Consider the following 19,452-nt stretch of genomic DNA (forward strand, 5'->3'; position numbering starts at 1 on the left):
AATGTTTAGGTCTTGAATTCCGAGTAATTTTTGAGTAACATAGTCCATATGAAGCAATTCCTATTCTGATGTTTTTTCCACTTATCAGTTTACTAGAAATTGCTTTTTTTTGCACTCTGAATTACAAAAAAAGTTGCATGGAGAGCAAGCTTTCCACACAACTTATTATAGAACCAATTATTATCTGGATTTAAATCCATCATAAATCCTTGAATATTTTGATAAGAATCTAGTTCTGAGTATTGAATCCAAATTTGAAGACTAATACCCAAAATGGGTTTCAAATCTTTATCAGAAATATCAGAAATTAACTTTACTTTTTCATAGATTTCTTTTCTATGAATTATGCTAATATCTTCCCAAGTTAAAGGATTACTAGAACCCCTATTGAATACCTTGTCTAACACAGATAAAACCGATGTTTTACCACAATTATTTTTACCAACAATCAAAGATAATTCACTCTTTAAATCTAAGGTAAAGTCCTTTAATAACCGATAGTTTTGCACATGAATTTTCTTTATTTCCATAATTATTTCCTTTCGAGAATATTTTCATATGTGTCAATAATTTTATGTAAACTCTAAAATAGAGTTCAAAAGCATTTGACAATTGGACAAGGAACTTGTAAGCGTTGTCCTGTTGAGCCTGATTGGACCGTAAGAGAAATAAGATTGCTATCAAGACCTTGAAAGCAGTATATCGTTCCACTAGCTTTCATCCTAAAAAAATATTAGACAAATTGGTAATAAGTAATGGACATATTTTTTTACCTTTGCCACCCTATTCTCCAGAATTAAATCCCATTGAGAAAAGTTGGGCCAATTTAAAGAAAGCGGTGGCAGAGTATCTCAGAGAGGGAAAATCTATGACAGATATTATCGCATACTATTTTGAAGTCAAATGACTACAAGAAATTTCTTTGGTAACTTGTAGCCCAAACATTTTTTAAGATAGTTGTTTCTTTAGTCCCTTTTAGTAACCATCTGCGTATGAATCTGTTATGATTTTCATTCGTTCCTCTTTCCCAAGATGAATAGGGAGGTGTATGGTAGATATGTTCTTCTGGAAACACTACCGACAACTGATAGAACTCACCACAGTTATCCGATGTAATAGATAGAATTTGGTGCTCTTTTAAAATTTGCTTGAGGACCTGATTTACAGATTGAGCGGTCTTATCCGGAATTAGTCTTACGATTTGATGACGACTTCGCCGATCCGTCATTACCAATAGGCATTTATTCCTTGCCTTGCTCAAGATAACTGTATCAATTTCATAGTTACCATGTAAGCGCCCAATAACAAGGTATCTTCCGATAAAATAGAAATCTAGCTATACTAGTCTCAGAAAACAGGAGTAGAGGAGATTGATTTATAGGAATACCTGCTTATTTGAAATAAGGCGACAATAATTATGGGTTTTTAGAAGTGCCCTTAAAAGTCCTATTCTTCCATAAACTTTCTCAGTATTTGCAGATCATCTAAGTTGTCAATTTCAAAAATAGCGTTGGAGGGTATTTTCTTAATAAAGACTTCTAGGTCGTCTAAATGATTCATGACCAGATTATCCCAGTACAAATCTTGGAATTCCTGTGAAGCGTAATAAGACTCAAACAAAGATTGTAGATGCTGACCTGTTTGATGATTCCAATAGGAAATACCAGATAAGATATTTCCTTCTCCACTCTCGATCACAACATCTGTAACCCTGTCCTGCTGATCATATTTTAATAGCCACTCATCTGTAAATCCAGTTTTATAGACACTGAAGTAAGTAGAGTTCTGAATGTCTTTTTCAAGAAAGTTCTCAACCAGATAATTGTCTGCGTCAATAACATAAGCATCGTCCAAGAATTCCCTAACTAAATACATAGTATAAAAATTATTATATCGGTCATACTTCTCATTATGAATCAAGGTGACGTCATATTTTTCACGTAAGAAATCAAACTTCTCAGAGAGGTAGCCTGTCACCACAATAATTTCGGTGATGGAACGTTCTTTTAAAAAACGGATTTGTCGTTCAATCAAGGTTTCTCCCTGAATCTCAACCAATGATTTCGGTACTGCTAATGTCAGCGGTCTAAGACGTGTGCCCATACCGGCTGCTAAAATGATTGCTCTCATTTTCTTCCTACCATTTCCTGTTTATTCTTTTAACATAAGAGATGACCCAAAAATAATCAAGAAGCCACATAAAATTAAGCGTATATCAATACCACTCCCTCCCAAAAATAAGGAAAAAATAGCTGTCCAGATTGAATAGGTTACATTTAAGCCGGTGGCCTTAACCGGACCAATTCGATCAATGGAAGAGTAGTAGCAAAAATAGGATAGGGTACCAATCAAACCAATGATACAAACCAGACCAAAATTAGGGGAGGTAACAACAGCTCGGAAACTAAAGAATAAATCCCCTTCAAAAACCATCAGGATAAAATAGGCTAAGCTAGAGGTACACTGCCGGATCAATAAAGCCTGTTTGGGAACGATGTCCTCCTGCATACCATAAGCTGTAATAACGCTTTCGGAAGCCCAGCCAAAAACGCAAAGTAAGGCTGCCAAAATCCCCATCAGAATAGAACTATGTAAGGAAAATTGACTAAAGCCCAAAATTGCAATGGAGAGTATAATCAACCCTAAACCAATCCAGCCTCGTTTATTTAAATAATCTTTTAACAAGAGGGCTCCACAGATAGCAGCTAAAGCCGGATATAGAGAGGAAATGGTTGCCGTCAATCCTGAACCAATGGTTTCCACTGCATAGAGATAAGACCTCATGCCTACAGGTCCGGCAAATAAGGCTGCCAGCATTAGGAACTTGGCACTTCTGGTTTTCAAAACCTTGAAACTCTGTTTCAGCTCCCTTCGAATCAGTAAGTCTACCAGTAAAATATCGGCAGAAATAAAATCATGAAAAAAGGCTAATAACAAAGCACCTGATATTAGTCTGGAATCTGTTAAGATAAAGGGAACCGAAAGTAATAACAGGCTATTGATAGCTGTATCCATTCCCCACAAGACTCCTGACATCAAGCCTAGACCTATTCCTTTACCATTCATCGCAACTCCTCACAATCTACAATCCATCTATGATATTGAACTATTTTGAATATATTGTAGAACAAGCCGACTATAATCCTCAGCGTAGCTATATTGAGCAGTCGCATATTCTCCGAATGTAACACCTACTAAACTCTTATATTCACACCAATTACTCCACAACAAACCAGCTACAGCAATATAAGCATAGATCTTCATCCTAATATCTTCCTCAACCTGATTTTCAAAATAGAGGTCGATGATCTGATCAATCTGTTCTCTGCTATAAAGGGAGTAAATACAAAACATAGCAATATCAACATGGGGGTCTTGCATACCTGCATATTCCCAATCAATAATCCGAATTTCTTCTATTCCTTTATTCTCAAAGATTAAAAAATTATCAGGAATAGCATCAACATGGGTTAAGACCTTCCTCTCGACATTCCGCTCAATAAATCCCCGAAGCTTGAACACTCTTTCTTTAGTAGCTCTATAGGATTGATAAACTGAAGATATATCTCCCCTTAACCCTTCATAAAACAGGATTTGTTCAAATAAATCAAACTCATGCTCGACCCTTAAAGCCCGATCATGAAACTCTTTCAATTTTCCAATACACTTAACGACATCATCTTTGCAGTCCATGTCACAATTCCGTGCTCCCAAAAGATACTCGGTTAGTTTATAACCATTTTTCGGGTTCATATATAGGACCCTGTCACTGATGTCTAAACCATCCAATGCCCTGTAAACACTGGCTTCTGATTCCCTGTTAATCAATACATCGGTTCCCACACCTGGAATCCGCATAATGTACTTCTTACTCTGGCACTGAAATAAAAAGGACCGATTGGTCATTCCTTTTTTTAAAGCTCGGATATTCGAAATCTTCTCACTCCTTACATAGAGAGTCTGGCAAATGACATCAATCACATCTGAATTCAGATGTTCAGAGCTTGCATCCAGATCGCGAAGATCTTCAAAGGTGTCAACATGCTTAAACTGATGCTTGGAAATAAATTTGGGAGCTAATGTAAACTCACCATCTTCATACAAGACATCCTCCCAAAATGACCCTCGATGCTCTTCATCTCTAGCAAATATTTGTAACCGATGCACTAACTGTTCAGAATCGTGGTAGCTGATATAGGCTATCCCTGTCATTGAGGACCATAAGTCCTCCTGCTCCAAATCTCCATTCTCAAAAAGCAAGTACCAGGATTGATCCGATTTAAACAGGAAAGGATTCTCTAAAGACCAAATATCCGCAGGTAAAATGAAAGTATTCCCAATTTCTTCAGCTACTAGGAACAGGGAGTAAAGATTATTTCTTTCGTAATACTTTGAATTGGAAACTAACCTTATCTGGTATTTGTCTTCAAGGTAAGAAAAATGACTGGCTAAAAAACCGACTACGACTGTAATATCACTGATTCCAGCTTCATGTAGCTGGTGAATCAAGCGTTCTATCAAAGGAACTCCATCCACCTTTAACAAGGCTTTCGGTAAATCATTCTGGATGGGAATCATCCGACTCCCAACCCCGGCTGCTAATATGATTGCATTTTTCTTCAACGTATACTACTCCTGCAACAGGGTCAACAAAGAATCTTCTTTTAAGTTCATTTGCCAACACCAAAATTTTTTAATCTAGAGCTCTGTTTTGTTAGCCTTCCATTTTAAAGTATAGGAGTGATGGGAAACCTGCTTCTCCTTAGGAGGTAGGGTCATATAATCTCCATACTCGGATTTCAAGACCTTGTCATAGCTTTTAGGAACGGGGTATAGGGAGCCGCAAAACTCTAGGAATGTTCCTTCCCCAAAGTCATCAACATGCCAAATGCATTTTGAAGCTTGGCTGGTCCCAGTTTCAAATGTGGCAACATACTTGCTCTGATAAAAATCAAAACGGCAATTATGGGCCGTCAGCTTATCCATAAAATACTGACTGCCTATTAGTTTATAGCCAAGATTTTTCACCCATCTGAGTAAACCTCTAACTTTAGACATAGAGGGAGGAAAGAAGCTTAAACGAGATTTTTTCCAATATTGATACAGCTGGAAAGCTTCATCGTATTGTTGAACCGCTTGATCATAATTATCTCCAGCTCCATCCATTAAAAACAAATCGACATAGACTCCCAATGGAACAGGTTCAATCAAATCATATTTTTGAGTCAACACAGTTCTAGTATCTATCATTTTTGGAAGAGGAACTTGAAAACGAGGATCTGTATCCATAGAAATCAGCTTGTAATAAGGATGCGGTTCTTTCTCTAGAACACCAAGTAACAGCTGGTAATCTTTTCGCGGCATCATGATATCAATATCATCATCCCAGGGGATAAAACCTTGGTGTCGAACAGCCCCAATCAAACTACCATAGGCCAAGTAATACCGTAGTCCATACTTTTCACAAATTGTTTTTATATACTCTAAAATTCCTAGTTCCAATTCCTGTATCTTAGCTAATGTAAATTCTTCCTGCATTCTAGACCTCACTTTTCTTGATCACGTAATTTTCTTAAAGTTCGTTTTTGGAAAAAACTAGCTAGAGCCAGCATTAACCGATTTGATTTGAGGTATTTTTTCATAAAGAGCAGTCTACTGTCAAATAAAATTTCCAACTGTTTACTTCGAGCAGCAATCGATTTATTGATACTAGTAGAATGTTCATGTCGATAAAAATCATCTAACACTAAAAGAGATTTATAACCCGCTTCTTTCAACTTAAACCCAAGGGTTGTTTCTTCACCGAATAGAAACATTTCTTCATCATAGCCACCGACTTGAAGAAATCTGTCCGTATCAAAAAGCAAGAGGGCTCCTGGGACACAGTCAACATATTGGACGGGATGGCTAAAATCTAATTGATAGGTCGTTGGGAAAAAACGGCTAAATTTTCCTGAATTTAAGATCGCATATTCAAAGGATGTTGGAACTCTCCAAGCCAAATCTTGAATTGGTTGATTATTAATGTCATGCTGTATGGCCGAAACCAATGCTAGTTCCGGCCTTTCCTCCATCAGGTCAACAAAACGCTGAATTAATGGATTTGAAAACACAACGTCTGGATTGGCCAATAAAATATAGTCAGACTGAAACGCTTCTTTTATATACCTTGCCCCAAAGTTATTCCCATAACCATAGCCCCCGTTCCGATCCGTTTGGATAAGGATGATTTTTTCTGAAATCAACCCCTGTAATTTAGCATAGGAATCATCAGTCGAACAATTATCGACTATCAGGATACGGTGAAATACTGGAAAATCTTTGATTTCTTCAATGAGTTTCATCACAGTACCAGCATCATTATAGTTTAAAATCATACAAGAGCAAGTTACATTCATTATATTCCCCTTTTATTCATTCGTACTCTTACATTCTGTAAAACTTCGCTCATTAATCTTTCCCTACAAAGAATTAACATAACGATATAGACGATTAAAAAAATCATACTATAAACAACAGCTGCCAAGAGTACCACATTAATTGCAAAGAAGTACTTAGTCACTAGAAGTATAGCAGAGGCAACAAATGTTGATAGAAGGGAAATCATGAATTCCTTCATTTCAAAAGTTCGATTAATGATTTCCTTTAGGACTCGAAAATGAACAAGTAAAACTGCGCATTCTGCTAAACTCGATGCAAACGCCGCTCCAACACCTCCATATACTGGTATCGCTAGAAAATTGATACATAAGTTGACGATCATACCCGCGAGAGCCCCGATGACTGTATATCTCTGCTTACCAAGTGGTATCAATAATTGCCAAGCCGTTACACTACTCAATCCAATAAAAATTAGAGAAGGTGCTAAAAACTGTAAAATAGGAACTGCAGGTAAATAATCTTCTCCCGCCAGTATCAAGATAATTTCTTTTGCCAAAAGCAGAATCAAAAAACATATAGGAATGGCCGAAACAAGGATGAATTCAAATGACTTTCTAATCATCCTATCAAAATGCTCCATTCCCTCATTCTTCAAGCTATAGGAGATCTTAGGAAGCATGACAGCTCCTAATGCTGTAATAAAGCTCACCAAAATATTTTGTACCTTGATTGATGTCGCATAGTACCCCACCTCCACATTTCCTTTCATAAAACCTAACATAACTTGATCTAAACTGGTAAAAATAATGGTCGTGGCATTGTATAAAAAGAGCGTTAGGATAGGTAAGAGATGGATTGAAAGATTATATTTTTGATTTGCAATCCCAAATTTTACATAGTTTGGTAATCGTAAAGCATTTAGCAGGTTTGAACCAACCGAAGCTAAAACATTAATCCCCGCATATACAATATAATCTGATGGATTATGAACTAAGAGAAACATCAATAAAATGGAAATGATTTTGAACGTAATATTTCTAACTGTAATATATTGATACTGCTCAATTGCCTGATAAAACCATTCTACCCCTAACATATTAAAAAGGATCGTTAAGGAGGAAATAGAAAACAGTAGGAATTCATTGGAAAATTGTGGAACTGTTAAGATTAAAACAATAAATACAAGATAAGAGACAACTGTACAAATTGAGTTTAGAATCAAAAGTTCTGTAACAACCTTCGATAACTGCTCCTCATCATCTCTAACCTCAGCACATTTTCGAATCCCATATGAAGGAATTCCCAAAGAAGCTAGTAAGGAAAAGTAACTTACCACGGAAGCTGCAAATGCAATTTTTCCATTCGCTTCACTCAACAACACCCTGGATACATAGGGGAAAGTGATCAACGGGAAAATTATTCCTGAAATTTTCAAGATAATATTCATTAGTAAGTTGTATTTCACTGATCTTACTTTAAAATTTTTATTCATAGAAATTCCAGTTTACTCCATCATATTATTTCTTGTAAATGCGAAATCAGTATTATTACTTGATAGGTTTACATCAAGAAAACTATAAGTCGCTAGATAAAACGGTACATCAAAAATACGTTGCTTATCAAACATATTAAGAAGTATTTGTGAACCAATCATATAGATAGTTAGTGACAATAAAAATGCGAAATAACTTGTGTCGGATATTTTCCTACTTTTAAAGAGAACTTTAATTGCTTGAATGAAGAGTAACAGATGAGTAACAATTGTAAATAAGCCAAATTGCACCACTGATCCTAATAGACCTAAATCATCTATATAATATATACTCCATGCATTTCTAGCCATTAATATTCCAACAATTGGATTAGACGGATTCAAATAACCCAAACCAAAATATGCTTTTTCTTGAACCATCAATGAAAAATAGTGATTGATTCCATCCAAACGCACTGTAGAGGATGCAGCATAAGCTCCGTCACCAATTAATTCCGATAGAAAATGGACAATAGATTGGTAATTAAAAAACAATAGTATCATTCCTAAACTCAGGCTCATGATTTTAAGTATAAGGCTACCTCTACTCTCTGATCGAGCGATGATAAATGGAGCTACAATTGATACAATTGCTAAAATAGATTGAAATCGCACCCTAGTAACAAGTAGCAAAAAGATTACCATAAAAATAAGTAATAACTTATAAACTAGTCCACGAATATTTTTTTCCATAGCCTGTACAGTTAAATAAGATAAGGCTATCCCAAATAACATTCCAGCCTCAACCCTTTGAAAACCATCACGAATCCAACCTTCATACTGAAAAAGTAGATTCGGAAAAATAAGAATCCCTCCATAGCTATACAATCCCCAGCTCAGCATTCGCATCCCTAACATAAATATAACGATTTTAGACACTAAAGACAAGAAAGGGACAAGAGATCGATCCTTATGAAAAATAAAAATCAATCCATAGGCGCTAAAGGGCAGTAGATAAGGTAAGTAAAATTGCTTGAACATCATTTCTACTGTATAACCGTATTTTGAAGAGGAATAGCTTCCTACCATAAGAAGAAATATGCTGTAAAAAATAAAGTATCGATTTAAAAAGGCATTTTCCTTTCTCAGAAAAGGATCCTGTATTAGCACACCATGTAAACACATAAAGGTTGAAAAAGCAACAATAATTAATTGTTGCGTATAAACACCAATAATACTCATATTGAACAATCTAAAGAAACCTAACATGAATAAAACTGCTAGAGTCATCATTATCTTCGTTAAAATGGATAATTTTATCATATTAATTTATAATATCTTTCACAATTTGGTCTAAATCATCTTTTTCAAAAAACTTGTAGCAATTCTGACTCATTTCTTCATGGTGCACTTCAATGTACTCTATACACTTTAGAATAGATTCTGGTAACATGCTCTCAGAACACCGACCAATACCATACTGTTCAAACGGACGAAGAAGCCCAAGAACATTTGTTCCAATCATAGGTACACCAAACGCACTGTATTCATAGATTTTATTGGGTGCACAATATAAAGCATTGATTTCAGGATGTAAATCAGACTTAATAGGAACATATGGTGTCAAACCTATATGTGCATATTTAATAAATTCCAAATGTGAGGGTGCTGTATGATAGCCTAGATATTCAACATTCGAAAAGTTTTCTAAATCTTGTTTAAAATCTGTATCTGTGTCTGAAATTCTACCTAATATGTATAAACAATAATCATCTCGTTTCTCAATTGCTTCTGCAAAATCTAAAATATTACGATCTTTTCCTATAAAACCCGAATAAAGTAGAATTTTCCTTTTTTCCTTCTTAATTTTTTTCAAGCTAATTTTCGTATCCTCAGATAATTCTAAAGGTGATATTGTATACGGCTTATTGGGTAATACAGTGGGGACATTAGGTAAGTCCCACCAAGCTTGCTGAATATAAGCTCTATCCATATCTGGAACTACAACTTTATGAGCTGCTTGAGCATACTTAGATAAAGGAAAATCAAAAAAACGTGTTCTAAGAAAAAGGGGCATTCTCTGCACTAATTCCATCAATTGCATAACATGCTTATATTTAAGCAACTGATCTCCTAACATTTTAACAGTTAAATCTGTAGTAGTCCATAAAAGATCAGAATTTTGCATAGATTTTTCCACTGCTTCTTGGAAATTTTTTCTATTTTTAAAAACATTAACTATTTTATGAATTGGTGTTTTCGCTTTTAACAGTTTCACCTGAATATATCCGAATGATGGATTATTCAACAGTTTTCTTGCTATATTCCCTCTATCTGAAGAACTAATTAAATCAACATCTATTGCATTATTTAACAAATTTTCAATCAAACTTATAACAGGAGGATATCCAAGAAAATCTCCTACATGTACAATTGTGATTTTTTTTATCATGTATTATATACCTCACTTCTAAATGCTACTTTATAATACTTTTTAAAAAAAACTATAAAAATCAACCAATAAATAGCGCTTCTGATACAATGTATACTATTTTTTAAATACACCCTTTCTCATCAATTGATAGAGATAAGAATATCAAATTAAGATTGATTTTCACATTATTAGGAATAATATTACTAATCAGACCATTCTAAAAAATTTGCGCCTAATATTTATAATTCAAAATCCTTCATAAAATAAATAATGGTTAGATTAAACTTATTTCAAATTATAGTTTTTCTTCTAAAATTTTTGAAATTTTTTGACTTGCAGTGCCATCCCCATATGGATTACTTGCTTTACTCATCTCAACATATGCCTGCTCATTATTTAGTAGGTTAGAAAACTCTTCATATATACTTACTTCCTCTGTCCCAACCAATTTCAAAGTTCCAGCAATCACACCTTCTGGACGTTCTGTAGTATCCCGCATGACTAGTACCGGTTTTCCTAGAGAAGGAGCCTCTTCTTGAATCCCTCCTGAATCCGTTAAAATCAAGTAACTCTTCTTTAAAAAATTATGGAAATCAATCACTTCCAATGGCTCAATTAGTTTGACACGTTCGTCCTCATTAAAGATTCTATTGGCTACTTTTCGAACCACTGGATTTTTATGAATTGGGTAAATTACTTTAACATCCTTATTTTCCTCAAGAACACGTTTAATTGCTTTAAACATATTCTCCATCGGTTGTCCTAGGTTTTCTCTGCGATGAGCTGTTAACATGATCAATTTTGAATCGCCAATCCACTCAAAAAGTTCATGATTATAGTCGTCCGTCACAGTTGTCTGTAAGGCATCAATAGCTGTATTCCCTGTAACATAAATAGAAGATGCTGAACGTCCCTCCCTCAAGAGATTTTTTTTTGCCTGTTCTGTCGGAGCAAAATTGAATTCTGACACAATGGAAACTGCTTGACGATTGAATTCCTCTGGGAATGGACTTTGCAAATTATAAGTTCTAAGTCCCGCCTCAATATGTCCAACCTTGATACCAGCATAAAATGCAGCTAGAGCTGTTGCAAAGGTCGTAGAAGTATCCCCATGGACTAGGACAATATCCGGTTTTTCATCTTCTAAAATCGGTTTTATTTTCTCCAGTACACTTGTTGTAATACTATACAGCGTCTGATCGTCTTTCATAATATCCAAATCATAATCCGGAATCACATCAAAGACATCTAAAACTTGCCTTAGCATTTCACGATGTTGGCCAGTCACACATACTATCGTCTCAAACTTAGAATTCTGCTTTAACTCATTAACCAAGGGACACATTTTAATCGCTTCTGGACGTGTCCCAAAAACCAACATCACTTTTTTCATAATAAATATCCTTTCATATCTAGAGTTTACTTATATCCTGAAGGAAAACTTAATAGTTTCCATATCACTTACTAAAAAATAATCCATTCCATAATATTTTACACCCCCTGATACTTTTTAGCTTTTAACTAGTTATACAGCTCATTGAACGAAAACTGATTGAATGATTATATATAACAATAAACACACTCATACAATTAGATATTTTTAATTATATAAGTACACTATGGCAACGATATACATATTAAAGTTCAAAACTGGATTTGATTGGAAATTTCGTTTCCAACAACTCTTCAATTTCTTGCTCAATAGCACTATCAAAGTCAACACTATCATTAATACAAATCATTTTATATCGAGATCCTTCTATAACTTTTCGAATCTCATCAATTTGGTCCATAACAAGAGATTTTCCTATTGAGATACTTTGTGGTTCAAATTCATTACTCTCAATATCCCAATAACGAAACAGATATTGATTAACTCCTGTAGAATAGTTTCTTATAGGCGACTCCGCAGTTTTCCTTATTGTCGCTCCCTCTAGCTCCCATAATTTGGAAATCGTACTCTTTCTGAGCGGACTTGCAACATGCATCTCTACATATCCTGTAGGTTTCCACGGCAAAAGCAAAGTATTTTTTACGATTCCTGAAATACCATATTTCAGATTAAAAAATTTAAACGGAGATTTTTTTAAAGCAGCCTTACCAGGAAAATGACGATAAATTACTTCCATATTGTTATAGTAGGTTTTAATAAATCTATTCCAGGGTACAAGAGCATCATAAATAGCCACATGTCTAGGGACACCATTTTCAAAAAAATCTTTCGGGATGACTGGATTCACTAAGTAAGTATCATCATTAAAATAGACAAAATTCTCCGATAACTCATTAATTCTGTGAAAATTCATTTCAATCGCTTGCGAATTAAAAGTTGGTAAAAATTCGGTAGGAATAAATTCGTCATGATTAACCCAACGAATCTTTGGATGATTGATATCAAGCCAATCTGGTTTTTGTTGATCAGTGATAAGAAAAATTTTATTTACCCATGGAGCATATTTTTCAATCGAACGGAACCAATACTTGAAATATCCAAAATCACGATAACGCTCCTTTCCATCATCCATCGAATTCTGATCAGTCTCTCCTTCAAACAAATCAGTTAAACGTTTTTGCTTTTTTTCTAACCATACTGGATCTGAACCATCTACCCAAGTTATCACAAAATCAATTTTCTCCTGCATCATACTTCTCCAATTATTATCCTATTCCTTTTTTAATAACCTATAATATTCGTTTACAAACAATTTGTATATCGTATTACTTATCATCAGCTTAGCAATTAAAGAAAATAACCTTAACCTTTTTTCCACAGTTAACATAATTGTTGCTAAACATTCCTTTCAATAACAACAGACATATCCGAGCCGACTAACAATCTATCAAAAACAATTTTTCCCATCTTCTATCCTATTCCCCTCAGTAATCTTTGTATCTTAAAAGCTGATTTGAGAAGTGAAAATCTATACAACATGTATTTAAGACGATTCGGTTGTAATTTCATATCATTTACTGCAAGAGATTGACCATCAATTTCCGCCATAATTTCTGTAACAATAGCTGGATACTCATTCTCTAGACCGGCCTTATAAATACTTGACAATATATGAATCAATCCATTTACATAATAAGCATCAGTAAAGTTTTGATCTTCAGGCTGCAATTTATTTTTAACAATTTCTGAGTGATGAACATTCTTATAGAAAATAAACATATCCAAAAATTTTGACTCTGTCCAAGAAGCTGTAATTGCATTTGGATTATCTATAAAATAATAATAATAAACTTGGTTTGTAAGAACTACCTGTTGAGATGAAAGAAGAAGACGATACAAGACCCCCAGATCTTCATAATAGTGTCCAACTGGAAATTCAATCGAATGCTCACTAAAAAGACTTTTTTTGAAAATTTTATCTGTAGCAAACCCAGTAACCCAGCCATGTTGCATCATTTCGAGATAGGCTTCATAGCCAGTCACAACTCTTAATTCAGGACTCTGAACGCTACTCAAAGACTCCTTTTCTGATTTCACAAATTGCCTTGCAAAACACAGCAGATCAACATCTCTCTTTTCCAAAATAGGCATTAGTTCTTCAAGACAGGATGATGCCAACCAGTCATCCGAATCTATAAACAAAAGATATTTACCCTTAGCCTTCTCTATTCCAGTATTACGAGCATCCGATAGACCTCCATTTTCTTTGTGAACGACTTGAATCTGTTCAAACTTTTCAGCATACTCATCACAAATTTCAGGAGAGCGATCTGTACTTCCATCATCAACCAGAATTATTTCATAATCCTGGTAATTTTGATTCAAAATGCTATCAATACAACGCTCTAAATACTTCTCAACTTGGTATACAGGAACTACAATCGTTAAAAAGGGATCTTTCATTAGTTACCTATCCTCTTACTATACTTGGTCTCCGCCTTTATTCAACCACTCCACCACATCAAAATACGGGTGGTAGATTTTCAAATCCTCACCGACAAAACCTTGTTCGGAACGATTTTCAAAAAACACCAGATCTTCTAAGTCTGTGTAATTTTTTGAAGAGAAAATGACTTTCGCTTGATAAGGTAAATCCTGAAAATCTTTGAGTAGTTGATACGTAGCTTGATCATTATCATTCATTTTGAAGTAAAGGTTATCCCAGTTCATTCGAGCTAGGCGACGGGTCCATTTACTTCTAGCTTCTTCTTCATCTGCATAATGTAAAAAGTGGATTTCGATATCATCCAAAAGAGCTACTGGATAAGTAATCCCGTCTTTGGAACGATAATATGATTCCTCTACAAAAACAAGAGGGGTCTCCCCACTTAGATAATGTTTTGGATTAGCGAGAAGCTTAACATAATCGGGGGAATAAATAAAAAGGCCAATAAAAGGAGATTGGTAGGGAACTCCTAATTCCTGATAAATTCTCCCCCCCCAACAATTATCACTAATAATTGTGAATTGCTTATTTTTCAATTTTTTTCTTTCGTTACGATATCTCCAAGCAAAGACATAGGGTTTTAGTTGTTTTTTTAAAATATGAAACATAGTAAATTTACTCCAAACACTTTAAACAAAAGACTATTTCAAAGGTCGAATCCATCTATAAAAAAAACTAATTCACATTACCACTTGTTTACTTATGAATTTATATATACAGTCCAAAATAAGAGCAGTCAAATATGACAGAGCAAGTAACCATACAAAAATCAGAATAGGATTCTTAAATCCATACACAATGCCAGGAATAAACTTATAACAATAAAAACTATGGGTAAGCCAAATATAAATACTGTAGTTTCCGAATTCCTTTGCAGCATTCCTAAACATTCCAAGAATATCGTATAGATTTCTCAAAATCAAAATAGTGATAGGAATTGTTAAATATAAAGTTGCCGAAAATTTAATTCCAGTAATCACCGTACTTAGAGTTAGTATTGTTGACAACCAGACATATAGATACTTATGATTTGTTTTAAAACTCATTAATAAATCAATTATCTGCATCTCATGTCTACCGATTAAAAAACCTAATGAATATGCAATAATTGGAACTAAATCCGGTACTAAATAATACCAATCCGATGAGGAGAACGTTCGATATGTGAAGAAACTAGCGATACTAATAAATAATGAAGTTAATAGCAACATCTTACTCGATATCTTATAAAATAAAGGAGTAATAAGCAATAATAAAAGATATAGAGTAATAAACCACCATTCACCTAAGTATGTAGTTTTAATCCCCAGAAGATTTAAAATCAAGGTATGTGGTGTAACAATAACTGTTCTATTCAATACACTTAAAGGAACAAAAATGATAAAGACTAACCAGTAATGCAGGTAAAATTCTAGAATTCTAGTTATAAAATCTCGAAAACTTTTACGTTTACTTTTTACAAAACCGTAACCACTAATAAATAAGAATATTGGCACACAAACTTTACAAAAAACTGCTATCATCTGAGTCAGTTGGGAAAACTCATAGCCTATCGGGTACCTATCTGGAAACGCGAAAAGATGGTGAAACAACATCATCATAATCGCAATCCCTTTCAATCCCAACGATTGATCCCTGGTCAATAGTAATCTATCTTCCTTAGTATTTAAAAACATTTCTGAATATCTATCCATCATTTAAATCCATTCAAAATATATTTATCCTCATTCTACAAAATCTCTCGATATAATGTTGAAAAACTCCCAATATAGGATTGGAGCGAGAAGTACTCCAATTGTCGCTGTAATGATGCCTGCCCAAATGCTTGCAGTTTTTCCGGATTTTCCAATAACTCTTTCATCGCTTCTGAAAGCAGTGCTGGATTTCCTGGTTGAGCCAGGAGGCCGTTTTCACCTTCTGCAACCATTTCACAGACACCACCATGGCGGTAACCGATAACTGGTTTTTCTGAAGCCATAGCTTCAAGAACTACAGTTGGAAGTGGATCCGGGTTAGTACTTGGGAGCACAAACAAGTCAAAGAGGTTATACAGTTCTTGTGGGCGATCGTAGTAATCAATCCGTTTGATTTGGTTGGCGTAACCAGATTGGGCAATCGCTTCGTCCAGTTCCTGCACGCGCCACTCCTCACCTTCAAAGGCAGATCCTGCAAGAAAGGCTAAACGTTTTGGATCTTCTTGTAGCAGGGGTAGCACAGCTTCCAGGAAATCGCCTTGACCTTTCCAAGCATTGACACGACCGATCATCCCAATAACCGTTTGGTCCTTAGCAATCCCAAAATGCTCTCTGATGTTAGTCGCATCCATTGGCTGATAAATGCTGTTATCCACACCGTTATAAATCACCTGAACTTGTTCGGGTGTAATAGCTGAGGAAGCCAAGACATGGTTGGCCACAGCTTGGGAGACCGTAACAATTTTATCAGCATAGCGACCCATTAGATAATTAATAAAATCTGAAATTTGTTTGGGTTTAACAATAATTTCATGAACATGCCAAATAAGCGGAAGTCCCAATTTTTTCTTCAGATAGATGCCTTCCAAAACCGCTGTTGTATTATTGTGAACCAGATCAATCTGGTGTTTCTTAGCATACTCTGCCAATTGTTTAGAAAATTTCCGATAGGAAGTAGCGTAGTCAAAAATTCCCTTTGGATTAAAATACTTACGTCGCAAAATAGGATAGGGAATGACCTCAACCTTAGCTCCAGCCTGTCGAAGCGCTTCGACTAGTACCCCATCATTGGGCAAAATAACATGGGCTTCAAATTCTGTCTGATCCAGACGTTTGATCAATTCTAGGAGCACCTTGTCGGCCCCATACATCTCTGATCCAGCGTGGAGGTACAATATGCGTTTCATGAACTTTCCTTAAACAAGTTTTGATAATCTGTCACAATTTTCTCCCAAGTAAAGGCTTGGGCAATGCGTTGGTTTGAAGTCAAATCAGCTTCAAAGCGTTCTTGGTCTGTCATCTGTTCGGTAGCATTAATCGTTTGGGCCAGTCCTTCCTTCTTCCAATACAAGGCAGCATCTTGACCTACTTCACGATTAAAGCCAACATCCAACAAAAGATTCAACTGAGTTGAAGCAAGGGCTTCTAAGAGGGATGGGTTAGTCCCGCCGACTTCATGGCCATGAAGGTAGGCGAAAGCTTGTTCCCGAATGTATTTGAGCAGTTCTTGATCATAAACAGTCCCTACGAATTTAATACGAGAATCTTGGTCAAACTGGGTTTCCGCAAGGAGTTTATCGTAGAACTTATTCTCTTCAACATTGGTAATCAACACAAAATCCCGTTTCGAATCCGACTGCATAAAGCCGCGAATCATGGCCTCATAGTTGTTTTCTGGCACAAAACGGCCAACGACTAAGTAATATTGCCCCTCTGTGATACCCTTTTCCGCAAACCAATCGCGTACCTTGGCATCATCAGAAGTCAGTTTCGACTTACTAGTCTCTGTTCCATAGGCAATATAGGTCGTTTGCGGCTGGTACTTGGCATAATCTTTCTGGATGTAGGACTCGATGTTTTGGCTATCGCAGACCAAGAGGTCGGCATGTTTCACCATCAGTCCTTCGGACAGTTTCCAATAGCGACGAACCGGATAGGACCATTTAGCCCGAAGCCATTCATGTCCATCTGGATTGACAAACAATTGGCCACCTATTTTCTGGATTTCTCGCTTCAGACCTGCAATAAAAGGTCCAATCCGACAGGCTAATACATAGAAAATTGGGGCCTGGTCATGATTCTCCTTAGCCAATTCAATGGCTTTTTTGAGGGCTTGAATGTCATAGGCGATGGCTCTAGCAGGGCCTATATTTGGAACATCAATGTTAAAACAGATAGCTCCGTTGTGTTCAAATGTATCCTGAGTAATCCCTGATTTAGCTGAATTTTCTCGCATGCAGGCTACATAATACTGAATGTCTGAGTCCGTTTGAAATTCCGTCAGCTTCTCAACAAAGGTCTCAAAGCCTCCATATTTAGCTGGGATTCCCTTAGAACCAATAATATATATGCTTCTTTTCATCTTATCTCTCTACTTCGCTCCCTTCCCAAAAGCCACAACCTTCAGGGTTTTGAGCAGAATTTTTATATCGTCTGTAATCCGCCAATCTTGAATGTATTCGACATCCAAGGCCACAACGTCTTCAAACTTTGTAATCTCACTGCGTCCACTGACTTGCCAAAGACCGGTAATCCCAGGCGTAAAGCTCAGGCGGCGTTTTTGAGCAGGTGTATATTCTAAGAATTCCTGTTTCGTGGGTGGCCGAGTGCCAACCAGACTCATATCCCCTCGCAAAACATTATAAAACTGAGGCAGCTCATCCAGACTGGTCTTGCGGATAAATGCCCCGATGGGGGTAATACGGGGATCATTGTCCATTTTGAACATCCCACCCTCCATCGTATTCTGATCCAGCAACTCTTTTTTTCGTTCTTCCGCATCCATATACATGGAACGGTATTTATAAAATTTAAAGATCCGTCCATTGCGACCAACGCGATCCTGGGTAAAAACGGCTGGTCCGCCATCACGGCGAATCAAAGGATAAAGCACCACTCCAACCAAGCCACAAATTACAAGCCCCACCAGGGCTCCTGCGATATCCATGATTCGCTTTAAAACCAGATCGCTCGTCTTGTGAAAGGTCGGGGCGTAGCTGGTAACAGGGATCCCCGCAATACTGGCTTCTCGCTTTGAACTACTCGGATAGTTATAACCGGGAATCGTAACATGGACCATGATCCCCATCGTCTCAAATCCCCGAATCCAGTCACTTACCTGGTCAACCGCCTCTGGTAGATAGATCAAGACTTCATCAACGGTTGATCTCAGGGTAAATTCCATCAGATTAGTGGCACTCAATTCCCCCTGTTCTAAATCTTCCTTGGGTTGGTCTAAAAAGAAACAGCCGATGAGACTATAGTTGGCTCTACGCAAAGCCTCTTCCAACATCTCAAAACGATCGGATTGGGTTATTAATAAGATAGATTTAGGCCCAATGGTCTCCGAAGTAGCGAGAACAGTGGACAACCAATCAGGATCCTGATCTAACTTGTCTACACTCATAATAGCTCCTAACTCAAACTTTTCTTATTTCTTGTATGTATCTAATTCATTCTATCATATTTTCAGCGTTTCTGCTTAGTGACTACCTAAGAATCATTCCCGTTGTCTCTGATCCGAGGCATACCAAGGGAATAGAAGAGTATAAAAAGAAAAATCGCCACGGTAAA

At 36.2% G+C, this 19,452-nt stretch carries 18 protein-coding genes and 1 pseudogene; 1 reads left to right on the top strand and 18 read right to left on the bottom strand.

Annotated elements, in window-relative coordinates; translation table 11 throughout:
- Window positions 1-92: 92 nt before the first annotated feature.
- Window positions 93-530, bottom strand: a complete 438-nt coding sequence (locus tag N4310_RS02330; RefSeq protein WP_262091924.1) for an AAA family ATPase — start codon at window positions 528-530, stop codon at window positions 93-95.
- A gap of 158 nt (window positions 531-688) precedes the next feature.
- Between N4310_RS02330 and N4310_RS02335 the strand changes: the two genes are divergently transcribed.
- Window positions 689-907, top strand: coding sequence for a transposase (locus tag N4310_RS02335; RefSeq protein ID WP_262091941.1), 219 nt, complete (start codon window positions 689-691; stop codon window positions 905-907).
- Here the strand turns inward: N4310_RS02335 and N4310_RS02340 are convergent.
- The 17 genes and pseudogenes from N4310_RS02340 to N4310_RS02420 all read right to left on the bottom strand — a co-directional run.
- Window positions 900-1,291 (bottom strand): annotated as a pseudogene (locus tag N4310_RS02340) (IS30 family transposase); the annotation flags it as partial. The gene N4310_RS02335 and the pseudogene N4310_RS02340 overlap by 8 nt on opposite strands.
- A gap of 155 nt (window positions 1,292-1,446) precedes the next feature.
- Window positions 1,447-2,130 (bottom strand): sugar phosphate nucleotidyltransferase, encoded by a 684-nt coding sequence (locus N4310_RS02345; RefSeq protein WP_262091925.1) that lies wholly within the window; start codon window positions 2,128-2,130, stop codon window positions 1,447-1,449.
- 21 nt (window positions 2,131-2,151) lie between these two features.
- Window positions 2,152-3,066, bottom strand: a complete 915-nt coding sequence (locus tag N4310_RS02350) for a DMT family transporter (protein ID WP_262091926.1) — start codon at window positions 3,064-3,066, stop codon at window positions 2,152-2,154.
- A gap of 27 nt (window positions 3,067-3,093) precedes the next feature.
- Window positions 3,094-4,623, bottom strand: coding sequence for an NTP transferase domain-containing protein (locus N4310_RS02355; RefSeq protein ID WP_262091927.1), 1,530 nt, complete (start codon window positions 4,621-4,623; stop codon window positions 3,094-3,096).
- A 75-nt stretch (window positions 4,624-4,698) separates the two neighbouring features.
- Window positions 4,699-5,538: a LicD family protein gene (locus N4310_RS02360; protein WP_262091928.1), complete on the bottom strand. Its 840-nt coding sequence runs from the start codon at window positions 5,536-5,538 to the stop codon at window positions 4,699-4,701.
- Window positions 5,539-5,546: 8 nt separating this feature from the next.
- The gene (locus N4310_RS02365; RefSeq protein ID WP_262091929.1) at window positions 5,547-6,398 is read right to left on the bottom strand and encodes a glycosyltransferase; all 852 of its coding nucleotides are present in this window, start codon (window positions 6,396-6,398) and stop codon (window positions 5,547-5,549) included.
- Entirely contained in the window at window positions 6,398-7,873 is a 1,476-nt protein-coding gene (locus tag N4310_RS02370) for a flippase (protein ID WP_262091930.1), read from the bottom strand. The genes N4310_RS02365 and N4310_RS02370 overlap by 1 nt, the downstream gene beginning before the upstream one ends.
- Window positions 7,874-7,885: 12 nt before the next feature.
- Complete coding sequence (locus N4310_RS02375; protein ID WP_262091931.1) at window positions 7,886-9,142, bottom strand: hypothetical protein; 1,257 nt, start codon at window positions 9,140-9,142, stop codon at window positions 7,886-7,888.
- A 34-nt stretch (window positions 9,143-9,176) separates the two neighbouring features.
- The gene (locus N4310_RS02380) at window positions 9,177-10,304 is read right to left on the bottom strand and encodes a glycosyltransferase family protein (protein ID WP_262091932.1); all 1,128 of its coding nucleotides are present in this window, start codon (window positions 10,302-10,304) and stop codon (window positions 9,177-9,179) included.
- Between the two features lie 277 nt (window positions 10,305-10,581).
- Entirely contained in the window at window positions 10,582-11,679 is a 1,098-nt protein-coding gene (wecB, locus tag N4310_RS02385; protein WP_262091933.1) for a non-hydrolyzing UDP-N-acetylglucosamine 2-epimerase, read from the bottom strand.
- A gap of 244 nt (window positions 11,680-11,923) precedes the next feature.
- Window positions 11,924-12,928: a stealth family protein gene (locus N4310_RS02390; RefSeq protein ID WP_338092437.1), complete on the bottom strand. Its 1,005-nt coding sequence runs from the start codon at window positions 12,926-12,928 to the stop codon at window positions 11,924-11,926.
- A 221-nt stretch (window positions 12,929-13,149) separates the two neighbouring features.
- Complete coding sequence (locus tag N4310_RS02395) at window positions 13,150-14,142, bottom strand: glycosyltransferase family 2 protein (protein WP_262091935.1); 993 nt, start codon at window positions 14,140-14,142, stop codon at window positions 13,150-13,152.
- 18 nt (window positions 14,143-14,160) lie between these two features.
- Window positions 14,161-14,793, bottom strand: a complete 633-nt coding sequence (locus N4310_RS02400) for a DUF1919 domain-containing protein (protein ID WP_262091936.1) — start codon at window positions 14,791-14,793, stop codon at window positions 14,161-14,163.
- Between the two features lie 72 nt (window positions 14,794-14,865).
- On the bottom strand, window positions 14,866-15,879 hold the full coding sequence (locus tag N4310_RS02405) for an acyltransferase family protein (protein WP_262091937.1): 1,014 nt from the start codon (window positions 15,877-15,879) through the stop codon (window positions 14,866-14,868).
- A gap of 35 nt (window positions 15,880-15,914) precedes the next feature.
- Window positions 15,915-17,066, bottom strand: coding sequence for a glycosyltransferase family 4 protein (locus tag N4310_RS02410; RefSeq protein ID WP_262091938.1), 1,152 nt, complete (start codon window positions 17,064-17,066; stop codon window positions 15,915-15,917).
- Window positions 17,063-18,241, bottom strand: a complete 1,179-nt coding sequence (gene cps2T, locus N4310_RS02415; RefSeq protein WP_262091939.1) for a beta 1-4 rhamnosyltransferase Cps2T — start codon at window positions 18,239-18,241, stop codon at window positions 17,063-17,065. Before cps2T ends, N4310_RS02410 begins: the two co-directional genes overlap by 4 nt.
- A gap of 9 nt (window positions 18,242-18,250) precedes the next feature.
- Complete coding sequence (locus tag N4310_RS02420; RefSeq protein ID WP_262091940.1) at window positions 18,251-19,285, bottom strand: sugar transferase; 1,035 nt, start codon at window positions 19,283-19,285, stop codon at window positions 18,251-18,253.
- Window positions 19,286-19,452 lie beyond the last annotated feature (167 nt).

It is taken from the genome of Streptococcus danieliae (assembly GCF_025447695.1).
Lineage (GTDB): Bacteria > Bacillota > Bacilli > Lactobacillales > Streptococcaceae > Streptococcus > Streptococcus danieliae.

Excerpts from the sequence above, each read along its gene's own strand:
- N4310_RS02330 (WP_262091924.1), bottom strand. The coding sequence starts at position 530 with ATGGAAATAAAGAAAATTCATGTGCAAAACTATCGGTTATTAAAGGAC.
- N4310_RS02345 (WP_262091925.1), bottom strand. The coding sequence starts at position 2,130 with ATGAGAGCAATCATTTTAGCAGCCGGTATGGGCACACGTCTTAGACCG.
- N4310_RS02350 (WP_262091926.1), bottom strand. The coding sequence starts at position 3,066 with ATGAATGGTAAAGGAATAGGTCTAGGCTTGATGTCAGGAGTCTTGTGG.
- N4310_RS02360 (WP_262091928.1), bottom strand. The coding sequence starts at position 5,538 with ATGCAGGAAGAATTTACATTAGCTAAGATACAGGAATTGGAACTAGGA.
- N4310_RS02365 (WP_262091929.1), bottom strand. The coding sequence starts at position 6,398 with ATGAATGTAACTTGCTCTTGTATGATTTTAAACTATAATGATGCTGGT.
- N4310_RS02370 (WP_262091930.1), bottom strand. The coding sequence starts at position 7,873 with ATGAATAAAAATTTTAAAGTAAGATCAGTGAAATACAACTTACTAATG.
- N4310_RS02375 (WP_262091931.1), bottom strand. The coding sequence starts at position 9,142 with ATGACTCTAGCAGTTTTATTCATGTTAGGTTTCTTTAGATTGTTCAAT.
- N4310_RS02380 (WP_262091932.1), bottom strand. The coding sequence starts at position 10,304 with ATGATAAAAAAAATCACAATTGTACATGTAGGAGATTTTCTTGGATAT.
- wecB (WP_262091933.1), bottom strand. The coding sequence starts at position 11,679 with ATGAAAAAAGTGATGTTGGTTTTTGGGACACGTCCAGAAGCGATTAAA.
- N4310_RS02390 (WP_338092437.1), bottom strand. The coding sequence starts at position 12,928 with ATGCAGGAGAAAATTGATTTTGTGATAACTTGGGTAGATGGTTCAGAT.
- N4310_RS02395 (WP_262091935.1), bottom strand. The coding sequence starts at position 14,142 with ATGAAAGATCCCTTTTTAACGATTGTAGTTCCTGTATACCAAGTTGAG.
- N4310_RS02400 (WP_262091936.1), bottom strand. The coding sequence starts at position 14,793 with ATGTTTCATATTTTAAAAAAACAACTAAAACCCTATGTCTTTGCTTGG.
- N4310_RS02405 (WP_262091937.1), bottom strand. The coding sequence starts at position 15,879 with ATGGATAGATATTCAGAAATGTTTTTAAATACTAAGGAAGATAGATTA.
- N4310_RS02410 (WP_262091938.1), bottom strand. The coding sequence starts at position 17,066 with ATGAAACGCATATTGTACCTCCACGCTGGATCAGAGATGTATGGGGCC.
- cps2T (WP_262091939.1), bottom strand. The coding sequence starts at position 18,241 with ATGAAAAGAAGCATATATATTATTGGTTCTAAGGGAATCCCAGCTAAA.
- N4310_RS02420 (WP_262091940.1), bottom strand. The coding sequence starts at position 19,285 with ATGAGTGTAGACAAGTTAGATCAGGATCCTGATTGGTTGTCCACTGTT.